This is a genomic window from Rhodococcus sp. FH8, assembly GCF_019266085.1.
Classification (GTDB): Bacteria; Actinomycetota; Actinomycetes; order Mycobacteriales; family Mycobacteriaceae; genus Rhodococcus_F; species Rhodococcus_F qingshengii.
This window is the reverse complement of the sequence record NZ_LPNQ01000052.1, coordinates 18,024-27,589: the sequence shown is the minus strand read 5'-3', so window position 1 is coordinate 27,589 and position 9,566 is coordinate 18,024. Positions and strand designations below refer to the sequence as shown.

Annotated in this window: 13 protein-coding genes; 1 reads left to right on the top strand and 12 read right to left on the bottom strand. The window is 54.2% G+C overall.

Annotated features, from left to right (window positions below):
* The 4 genes from ATN38_RS01500 to ATN38_RS01490 all read right to left on the bottom strand — a co-directional run.
* Positions 1 to 106 (bottom strand): YraN family protein (locus ATN38_RS01500; RefSeq protein ID WP_256931518.1); only part of this gene is annotated, 106 nt, incomplete at its 3' end.
* A gap of 221 nt (positions 107 to 327) precedes the next feature.
* Positions 328 to 471: a hypothetical protein gene (locus ATN38_RS33315; protein ID WP_374104612.1), complete on the bottom strand. Its 144-nt coding sequence runs from the start codon at positions 469 to 471 to the stop codon at positions 328 to 330.
* Complete coding sequence (locus ATN38_RS32540; protein WP_256931515.1) at positions 432 to 1,106, bottom strand: hypothetical protein; 675 nt, start codon at positions 1,104 to 1,106, stop codon at positions 432 to 434. The genes ATN38_RS33315 and ATN38_RS32540 overlap by 40 nt, the downstream gene beginning before the upstream one ends.
* Positions 1,107 to 1,125: 19 nt before the next feature.
* Positions 1,126 to 1,584 carry a restriction endonuclease gene (locus ATN38_RS01490; protein ID WP_218747467.1) on the bottom strand — a complete coding sequence of 153 codons (459 nt, stop codon included), beginning with the start codon at positions 1,582 to 1,584 and terminating at the stop codon, positions 1,126 to 1,128.
* 149 nt (positions 1,585 to 1,733) lie between these two features.
* On the opposite strand from ATN38_RS01490, the gene ATN38_RS01485 reads away from it, so the two are divergent.
* The gene (locus ATN38_RS01485) at positions 1,734 to 2,447 is read left to right on the top strand and encodes a hypothetical protein (protein ID WP_218747466.1); all 714 of its coding nucleotides are present in this window, start codon (positions 1,734 to 1,736) and stop codon (positions 2,445 to 2,447) included.
* 50 nt (positions 2,448 to 2,497) lie between these two features.
* On the opposite strand, the gene ATN38_RS01480 is transcribed toward ATN38_RS01485, so the two are convergent.
* From ATN38_RS01480 to ATN38_RS01445, 8 genes are all read right to left on the bottom strand, one after another.
* Complete coding sequence (locus ATN38_RS01480; protein WP_218747465.1) at positions 2,498 to 2,899, bottom strand: hypothetical protein; 402 nt, start codon at positions 2,897 to 2,899, stop codon at positions 2,498 to 2,500.
* Positions 2,900 to 2,945: 46 nt separating this feature from the next.
* Complete coding sequence (locus ATN38_RS01475) at positions 2,946 to 3,323, bottom strand: hypothetical protein (protein ID WP_143173052.1); 378 nt, start codon at positions 3,321 to 3,323, stop codon at positions 2,946 to 2,948.
* An 8-nt stretch (positions 3,324 to 3,331) separates the two neighbouring features.
* Positions 3,332 to 3,919 (bottom strand): hypothetical protein, encoded by a 588-nt coding sequence (locus ATN38_RS01470; protein ID WP_218747464.1) that lies wholly within the window; start codon positions 3,917 to 3,919, stop codon positions 3,332 to 3,334.
* A 364-nt stretch (positions 3,920 to 4,283) separates the two neighbouring features.
* Positions 4,284 to 4,658 (bottom strand): DUF2190 family protein, encoded by a 375-nt coding sequence (locus ATN38_RS01465; protein WP_065455611.1) that lies wholly within the window; start codon positions 4,656 to 4,658, stop codon positions 4,284 to 4,286.
* Positions 4,659 to 5,903, bottom strand: coding sequence for a phage protease (locus ATN38_RS01460; protein ID WP_218747463.1), 1,245 nt, complete (start codon positions 5,901 to 5,903; stop codon positions 4,659 to 4,661).
* A 56-nt stretch (positions 5,904 to 5,959) separates the two neighbouring features.
* Positions 5,960 to 6,745 (bottom strand): hypothetical protein, encoded by a 786-nt coding sequence (locus tag ATN38_RS01455; protein ID WP_218747461.1) that lies wholly within the window; start codon positions 6,743 to 6,745, stop codon positions 5,960 to 5,962.
* A gap of 59 nt (positions 6,746 to 6,804) precedes the next feature.
* On the bottom strand, positions 6,805 to 7,584 hold the full coding sequence (locus ATN38_RS01450) for a phage minor head protein (RefSeq protein ID WP_218747460.1): 780 nt from the start codon (positions 7,582 to 7,584) through the stop codon (positions 6,805 to 6,807).
* Complete coding sequence (locus tag ATN38_RS01445) at positions 7,562 to 9,550, bottom strand: DUF935 family protein (RefSeq protein ID WP_218747459.1); 1,989 nt, start codon at positions 9,548 to 9,550, stop codon at positions 7,562 to 7,564. Before ATN38_RS01445 ends, ATN38_RS01450 begins: the two co-directional genes overlap by 23 nt.
* Positions 9,551 to 9,566: the final 16 nt, after the last annotated feature.

Genomic DNA, 9,566 nt, shown 5'->3' with positions numbered 1-9,566 from the left:
CGTACCGACAACGCCAATTCCGCTCGACAATCTCCAAACCCGCATCGACCAGGAACTCGACAGCCACATCCTCGCCCCGAGCCCCCAACGCCATATTCCTCGCCATCACAGCCCCCACCACTCACACCCCGCGCCCGCCCATACGAAACGCGTCCCAACCACCACCCTCAACCCACCACCACAAAACCAAGCCACCCGAAAACAACCTGTTGACAACTCAGAACCTGTGGACACACAACCTGCACTGGCCACCGAGCACGGGCCGGGCTCGCGGCTACTTCAACCGAAGTGTGGTCCTCTTCGACGCAGGTTGTCGGCTCGATTCTGTCAGACGTGGATCCACGCGTGTGGTTCTCTCAGTCTGATGCCGGCCTGTGAGGATCGCTCACCGCAAGCCGATTGCAGCAGCATCCCTGCAGCCAGCTTGATCGTCAGAGTGCGGATGATTTCAGGGACGGGCTTGAATGGCACTGTGTAGACAGAGCCAAGTGCAGTGTTGATCTCGCTCTGCGCCGATCTCGGTGCTGGAAGATCAGGCTGTCGTTCATATTGAAGGAGCTCGTGAATCCTGCCTCGGCACGAATCTCATCGAGTGAGCAGTAATTGCCCCAGTCCTGGCCGCGCCGAGGTTCACTGCCATCGAGCGCAGTCTCCTCGTTCGCAGTCGCGTTGAAATAGGTGCTGCGATACCAGAACTCGGAACCACCGGAGGTGTCGGTCATGTACGTCGATGGTTGCTCAGGATCGATGTCACGTGTGGCAAGAACGGTGAACTGGTCGTCGGCTGGCACATTCCCGTCTACGTTGGCCGCCCGGTAGAAGTGAACCAGGTCGCCAAGTACGTCTGTGACATCAGCAAACGCCGCGTGTGGGTATTTGAGTGGAGAAACCAATGTGACAGTCGTGTCGTCGGTAAGCGACTCAACCATGGCCTTCTCACACTGCTCGCTAGCCAGCTCAACCACATAGATGATCGATCCAGCCTCATACCCTTGAGTACTCGCCACCTTGATCGCAGTCGCGCCCTCAGGAACGCCCTCGACTAGCGAAGTTCGTTCACGGATGTTGTTGCGGCTGAATGAATCTGCTTGAAGTGTCGTACTCATATTCTCTTCTGAATATACATCAGATTGTGAAAATGAATATCAATAAGACGATCGTAACGAAGATCAGTGCAGCGATAAGCCAGAGATCGAGCCCTGGAGTCGTCACCGCCATCTTCGGTTGCTTCAGCACTGTCACTGCGTGCGCGTTCACCGCTGTCATCTCGCCAACCGGGTCATACGTGAACAGCCCGATACACACTTCATCGGCATACGCAATCGCAGCTTTGCCGTAACTCGACGCCGCAAAGAAGAACAACGCCTTCTTGGTATCAGTCCCCCGCGCCCCGTAGAGCTGCTGCATCTCGAGCCTACCCGCAGCGCCGCCTTTCCACTTCACCCGCGCCAACGCCCGTGACGATCGAACCTCGATCCCACCATCTGCTCCCCCGGTGGTTGCGACCGCATCAGTAAAGCCCCAGGACTTCATCTTGTCCGCTGCGTTCAGTTCAGCCTGGTGAGGGGTGGCGATGTACTGCATCTAGTTCCATGTTCGCACACACGTTCGATTGATGCTACCGTCGCCACCGCGGCGGGACGTAGTTGAAGGGAAGCCTCTACGTCCCGCTGCCATAGTTATGTCGGAGCACACTGTTACTGTCTCGCTTTATGGGCGGATTGTCTGACTTCTTGACTGAAGGTTCTTTCTGGTGGGGTGCAGGTGCGGGCACGATCATCGCCGGAACTGTCGGCCCACTGATCACGATGAAGTCCTTGAGAAAGAGTGACGATCGCAAGGCGAAACTTGATACTTCGATCCAGACGCGCAAAGAGGAACACGAACGCGAACAGGATCAGAAGAAAGCCGATCGCGAACAGGACGACCGCAACAAGGCCATCGTCTTCGAGGCCGCGACCGACTACGCATCAACGGTTGCTGATCTACTCGTGAGCGCAATCGATGAGAAGGGCATCTTCAACATGTTCCGCGACCAGTTCTTGACCGCGGAGGGAATCATCGACCCGAACGCGATGGAGAAGTTCGCGTTCGCGGAGACGCAGCTAACGGAGATGAAACGGCTCGCATTGTCACTCACTAACATCAAGATGTTCGCCTCAAAAGAACTCATGGACGCGGCAGTACGTGTCTACTCGGCTATGCAGGCGGTTGCACAGTCCACGACGAACGCCCTCGCCAAGAAGGCGGCGATGAATGCTGCCGGTGTTGAGCTAGATAAGTTCGTCAACACCTTTCGGACGGAACGTGGTCTTCCGACGTATGACCTGCCAGATTCGGAACGAGCGCAAGGTGAGTACCTGAAGACACTCAAGGAGCAGGTCGATGTCTTCCGGGCTGAGTCGCGGAGTATGTCTTGGCAGTCGGGGCTTCGCACGGACCGATAAAGAGACCACCCTCATCAGGCGGTCTCGCTTGTTCTGTTGCGTCGTAGCTTCTACTTCGCAGATGTGTTGGTCTTTGTGTCTGGAGCCTTCTTAGCGGCGCCCTGAGCGTCTTTGACGAGCTTCTCAGCTTCGGCCTTGGCGCCAGTGAGGGCCTTCTCGGCTTCCTTGATCTTCAGGCCGGCCACCTCCTCCGCTTTCCCGATGATGGTTTTCGCTTCATCTTCGGCGTCAGACTTGATCTTGCCCGCGGCTTTCTGAGCTTCTGGCACAATGGTTTTCGCTTCATCTTCGGCTGTTTCGATTGCCGTAGTCTGCTCGACTACTGTGCTTGGATCTTGTGCTGCGCCAGCTCGGATCAGTTCGTCGACGATCTTCTTGTCGCCTTCGAACGTGTCTGGCTTGTAGTCTTTGCCGTCGTGCTTGACGGCGCTGATGAGTGTTACTTTTGCCATTCCTGATTTACTCCTTTCGCCTCCAAATGGGCGTGTGTTTGTCGTTCTAAGCTGAGACCGTGCCAGTTGCCACTGACACCCAAAGGTTCCCAGCGCCAGCGACGTCACCTGCGTAGAGAGTTACCTCTTTACCTGCAGCGATAGACGTGAGGTTCGAAACTCCTGTCACTGCGATCGCAGCTGATGTGTTGCTGTTGACTAGTTTCACTACAGCGTTGTCCGCAGGTGAGGCGGGCATACCGATACCGGCATCCTGCTCATCCACGAAGAGAACAACTGAAGCGTCGGTCGGGACGTTGTACTTCGCAGCGTTCGCTCCTACCACGTAGGTCTTGGCGTTGCTACCAAGGCCTGGGTTGGCAGCGGTGTCTACCACCGCGCCAACGAGTTTCGCTCCCTTGAATCCTGGTTCAATTCGCGTCATACAGACCCCTAGCTCGCAAATGCGTTCTTGATTAGGTAGTAGGCCTCAGGAAGCAAGAGCTGGTAGTTGTAGTAGTCACGAACGACGATCTCAGTCTTCGGAGGGTTGTTGATGTACTCCTTCGTGACTTCACGGCTGTTCTCGAGTTGGAACTTGTAACCACCGTTGATCTGTTTGCGGCCTGGACGATCTGTGACGTAAGCGAGCAGAACGTCACCGCTCCATAGTCGCTGGATGTCGTCAGCTAGACCTTCCTTGCCGAGGTTGGCTTTCGCCTTACCGATGAGGATCTGTTTGAAGCCGAACGGTGCGAAGACTCCGAGTAGATCCTGGTACCCAACTGGGCCTGATTTGGTCCATTTGAGGTAGTCGCGGATCTCAGGGTGGTTGATCAGCACGTTGTAGTCGTTGCGACCGAGCACGAGGGTGTTGAAGTCTACGAACAGTGCAGAGTTGACCGCTGCTGTGATGTCCTTGACTGGGTTCGAGTGTTCGAGGTCGCTCCACTGAGACTGACCGCTGAGTGTCGTGTTGTTCGTGACGATGCTCGTGTTGGTCACCATGTCAGTCATGGCCTTCTCATCAATCAATTCCATGACCGAAAGGATGTTTTCTGTTGTGTCGCTTTCTGGTTCGAACGGATCATCAGTCTGGTCGTAGTCGTCTTTGTAGACGGAATCAGACAGAGAGTGCTCATTGAGCGGTTGACCTGGAACGAACTTGCGACTGAAGTTCACGCTCTTTGACTTTGAGTCACCAGTTCGGAGCGAGTTGTCCGGCATCTGAAGGTTCTCTTTGCCGTACTCACCGACGAGGAACGTTGGTTTCTTCACTTGCACTGTCGGGAACAACTTGTTCGCTACGAAGTCTTCCTGCTGGTTGAACCATGCGTTGGCGACGCCTGTGAGCTGCGTATCGATGTAGGTTGGTTGGTTTGCCATATTAAGTTGTCAGCCTTTCTTAGATCTTTTCGTTAAATTTGAAGTACTCGGCCACCTCTCCAGATGTCGTTGTACGTACTGCTCGGCCGATCACTCGGTTGCCAGTGGTTGTTGTTGAAATCGCGAGTCCAGCACCGTTTGTGGTGATGAGCGCGTCTTTGGTGATGTTCGCGCCAGTCTTGACTTTGAACGAACCTGATCCGTTGACGAGAACGACGTCAGCTGTGCGTCCTGCCTTCGGCTCGTTGTCGATCACACCGAGGATCGCGTCTGTAGCTGCTGTCGCCTGAACGACTTTGCCGTCGGTGTCGAGCTTGACCACCGTGTAGCGCTTGCCTGTGAAATCTGCTGCGGCCTCAGCACTGTAGTTCTGACCGGGTTGGATAGCTGTCATCTATTTGTCCTCCTCTTCGTCTTTGATTCGTTGTTTCAGCTCTGCGTCTGCAGCCAGGATGTCCTTGCGCGCTTGTGAATACGGCAGAACAGATCCCCTGTCAGCAGATGCTTTGATCGCTGCTGTTGTCTGTGCGTGTAGCTCGGCATATGCAGATGCGGTCACCGCTGCTCCCTGATCCCCGATCTCCTTGCCGTCGATCTCGTTCTTAGGGAGGCCGGCTAGAAGTGCTTCGAGTTCCTTGCGGTCGTCTCCACGTGATGCGAGAAGCTGTTTCGTCCAGCGAGTCTTGTCGCCGCTCTTGATCTGACCAGCTTTGATGCTGCGATCTACGATCTCTTCAGCGTCACGCTGATCGAGTTGCTGTCGTGCTTCACGGCCAGCTTGAGCGTCAGCTTCAAGTTTCGCCAAGCGATCGGCAGTGATTGAGACACCACCGTTGCGGCTTGCTTCGATCTTGGCCTTCTCTGCTTGTTCTGCAGAAGCCTTAGCGTCAGCTTCCGCTTGCTCAGCTTCCTTGTCGGCGGCTTCTTTTGCTGCGTCGGCGTTTGCCGCTTCGTCATCAGCCTCTTCGAGTCCGAAGGTCTTCAGCTCTTCTGCTGTGAGGTCTGCCTTGTTCTCGCTCAGGAATGTCTTCTCTTCCTCAGTCAGGTCAACAACTTGTTTTGCTCGAATCTCCTTTAGATCCATAGGTTCTCCTTTATTATGTTTATCACCGTCACCGGCAGCGCTCGCTCTGATTGCCTTCTCAGGCTTGATGCGCGACGCTGTGATCGGTTTCAGTTTCTTGAAAAGTGGGATGTTGGTGAGGGCAGCACCCGTCAGTACGTTGTTAACGAAGTGGTACTCCTCTTCAGGGTCTTCCCACGGCCAGTCGCGTGGGTTGAACTCTGGCGAAATGTACTTCCATTCGCCACCCTTGATCGCTTCTACTGCTGCGGGCGTCCACTCAGGATCTCCGAGCAACGCCTCACCGTCCTCACTGACGTAGACATGCGAAATCCAGCCCGCAGCTTTGTCATACGATGCGTGGCCGTAGTTGAGAGGAACTTTCGGATCGTCTGCAACCAGTCCGACGCCTGCCTGTACGTTGGCTGCGAACTGTTGTAGATCCTGTTTGGTGATCTCGAAGTCACCGTGCCATGGTGTGTGCCACTCGCCCGCGCGAAGTAGCTCGATCGTCTTTGGTGCCTGACCTGTTGAATCAGCTTTGATTTTTACTAAGTTGTGGAAACCTTTTGCCATATGTCGTTAATATCAGGCAAAGCATCGAAAAAGTCAATCAATTAGACTGCATGCTTCTACTTGTAGCTTACGCCATAAGAAAGTAGCCACGCGCCAGTTTCTTCTCCGTGAATATTTGTAAATGAGGTCCACGTGGCCTTGTAATCAGTAAGAAGGTTGCCATGTGGATCAGCGTAATCCATTTCGCACGTATATTCGATCGATCCTATGCCAGACTGATTTGACTCTATGACAGTACTTGGCGTGACAGACAGCCCCCGTGTTTCAGGATCTCTTAGCATCTCATCTAGCACAGGAAGCATGTTTGAGTCTGAGGTGTATTGGACTGATGCCATTTTCTTAGCGGCATCGACGTTATAGGCTTGGGTTCCACTCTCCCAGTCGGTTAAGTAGGAGCTTACGGCTAGGTACTCGGCACGTAGGTTGTCGATTTCTTGTGGTGTATTATCTATCGAAGGTGCAGTTGCTTCGTAAAGTACTTGCTTTCCACTCATTTGCTGTTGTTTAACGATTTGTTTGCTGACGCGATCGATATTATTTTCTCTTAACCATTCACCATAAAGCATGCGAGCTTCCAGCGGTCGTGCCGAGAACTCCTCGAAGCTCAGATCGTGGAGTTCCCTAATCGATTCCTGCTGAGATGGCGACAACGTACTGAAATTCTGCGTCAGCACCACAGAGTCCGGGAAGCTCCTCGTATCGACCTCTTGAGTGACAGCGCTGCCGTTGACCGGTTCACTTCCACCCGAGTCAGAGCACCCTCCGACCAGCAAACCCAGAGAGATTGTGACGACACCAAAGCACGATCGCTTCATCGAGCTACCTCCAGATTCTTTAAACATCCGACCCGGTATGTTATCGCGTTCTCGACGTTTTCTCTGTAGTACGTTCAGACGACATCTCAGTACTGGTAATAGACACCACAGCGACATCGTGGATGAGCAGCAGGCCGATCACTCCCGTTGCTGAACTTCTCCCCAATCTCGACTACTTCGCCATCCAATGGCTTGCATGCAGTGCATGCACCATCCAGCGATTCCCATGTCTTCGTCTTCGCGCCAGTCTCCACAGCGAAGTTCTTCAGCCCCGTCTGATACGCGTTCACACTCTCCGTCTGCGCGATCATCTCGGCCCGCACGGGATTGTTCACCACCGTCTTGATGCGTTCGATAGTTCCAGCGACGTCCTCTCCCCTGGCGATCGACTGTTTAATCGCTTCCCGGATGAGCTTCCGATTCGTCTCCGTCACGTGACTGACAAGTGTCGCTACCTGCTCACGGGCAGCTACGAGCACGGTTTGAGACAGCGACGAAACGCCGATGTAGATCCCCGATGCCAGTTCGCCGGCCTGCGCTCCCGTCGTGGTGAGCATGGTGATCGCATCAATGACCGCCTTCGTCAGATCGAACTCTTCGACCTTCCACAAGTCGTCGTCTTTTTTGGCGAGTGGGCTGGCAGCAGCCTTGACGGGTTCAGGAACGAGTGACCAATCCACGTACTGTGGCGCTCTCTGAGCTAGGCCAGCGAGATATTCGGCCACGGCTTGCTCTAATTCCGCTTCGCGCAATAGAAGCGCTTTGAACGTCTCAGGATGAGCCCTGTAGCTGGGTTGCCAATCTTCACTTGCTCGGATCGATTGCGTCAGTTCAGATTTGACTCTAAGCAGCGTTGCGCGATCCATAGAGTTTGTCCATTATTGCGTTCTTGAACTTCCGTGCCGTTGAGATCAGTGATGCCTCGATCTTCTTGTCGGTATCTTCGTCGTCAGTTGGCAGATCACCGTAGTTGATCCCCATAGCTTTTAGGGTCGCACCGTTGTACTGCGTCCCCAGGGCTTCCACCCACTTATCGGCGATTGCCTGGTCGTACGCGACGTAGGCCAACGTCATGTGAGGCTTGTATTCACTGAAGGTCTGAACGTGAGGCAACAGGGTCAGTCGATCATGGCCGTCGAGTAATTCAGGTGTGGACTCAATGTGTGCCACGATCGCGAACTTGTCCTTGAGATCAAAGAACCCGACCTCACTGATCGTGATGGTGTCCATCCTCCACCCATCGAGCACAGTATCGACTTCGTCCTTCCAGACGTTCCCGTTCTTGAGTAATCCGAACAGCAACGTCACATGAGGCTCGGTCTCGGCCACAGCTCCCATAGCGTGATCGTGCTCCGCCGTGGATTCAACTAGGTCCGACTCGCCTCCCTCAACGTGCTTGAGAACATCGACAGTTTCGGTGTCGAGCATGATGCAGCCGAGTTTGTCAGTCTCGATTCCAAGTCCTTCGTGCAGACCAGGGAAGTCCCGAGCACTTACTTGCGCATTGATTTGGCGCACTTTAGATTTCGTACTTGCTTCGAGCTGCTTGGTCGCAGTTTCATCTTCCTTGATGTCTGTCTTTTCAGGTTGCTCTGGCTCGACCTTGGACTCTGACTTCACCTGTTCCCGCGGCTGATCTTTGATATCTTCCGGCATGTCAGGGAAGCGCAACACCTTGCGAACGTGCTCTTCATCCTGATCAGTTGGGGTAAGGAGCTTCGAGCTGGTCATCTTCGCCACTGCCTCGGTAAGTTCCTGGACGTTCTCTTGACCGATCTGGCCGACCTTCCACTTCGGGTAGTCGGTGACGTTGAAGTTCATGTCGACGATGGCTTTGACCACCTTGTCGTTGATCCGAGCAGCTATCTGTGAAGCGATGGCCTGGTCTTGAAGCTCTAGTAGCCGGCGTTGGTCAGTCGATGCAGAGTACGAGCCGCTTGATCCAGCTGAACCAATGTCGATGTACTGCACCGCCATGTTCTTGAGTATCTGGCGATCGTGGTGGGAGATTGATTCCTTCGGATCAGCAGTCGTACTGGCCATCATGTCCATGAAGTTGATGTCCCAGTCCATAGGTTCCTCGATGAATGCTCGCTCATTGGCTCGTAGGTTCTGAGCAGCAATCTTGGCCTCTTCGCGCATCGCAGGCGTAGCGCCCTTCGGATACTTGATCTTCACGACGCCTAGCGCCTGACGCTCATGCTTGACCGCATCGATTTGGTAGAAGGTCTTCTTGTAGTACCAGTTCTGGTACGCCGAACGCAGGATCGAGACACCCTGCCAGTTGTCGCCCTCTTGTTGATGGGTGAGGACTAGGAGCTTGTCATCGGGAATTGAAACCGCAGTGCCATCTGCTTTGCGCTGCACGATCCCTGGAGTGCCGTCTTCTTGCGTCCACTTCTCGATCGTCGTCTGTTTGCGGTAGGCAATCTTCACCAACACCACACGATCCACGCCGTTGACGTTCGCCCAGTCAAAGACGAGTTCGAACACAGAGAAACCGAAGTCCAGCATAGTCAAAGCCTCGGTAAGGATCGCTTTCCAGTTGAGCACCTGATTGAAGTTGTAGTCGATGAGTTCAGCGGCAGCAGTGTCCTGCTCGTCCTCTCCCCCAGATTCAACGCTCCACTCAGCGGCAACGATCGGCATCTTCACCGCCATCAGGCCCGCATGAACAGTGGCGTCACCACGACGCATCTCTTCGATCGTTCGCATCAAAGCACGGCCACGAAGCTCGGGTCGATACTCGTCACCAGTAATGATGCCGTTCAAGATCTGAACGCCAGAGTCCCCGAGTTCTAGTGGATTCTTCTTGGAAGTGCCTTTTGCCATCCACCTTCAATGTAAA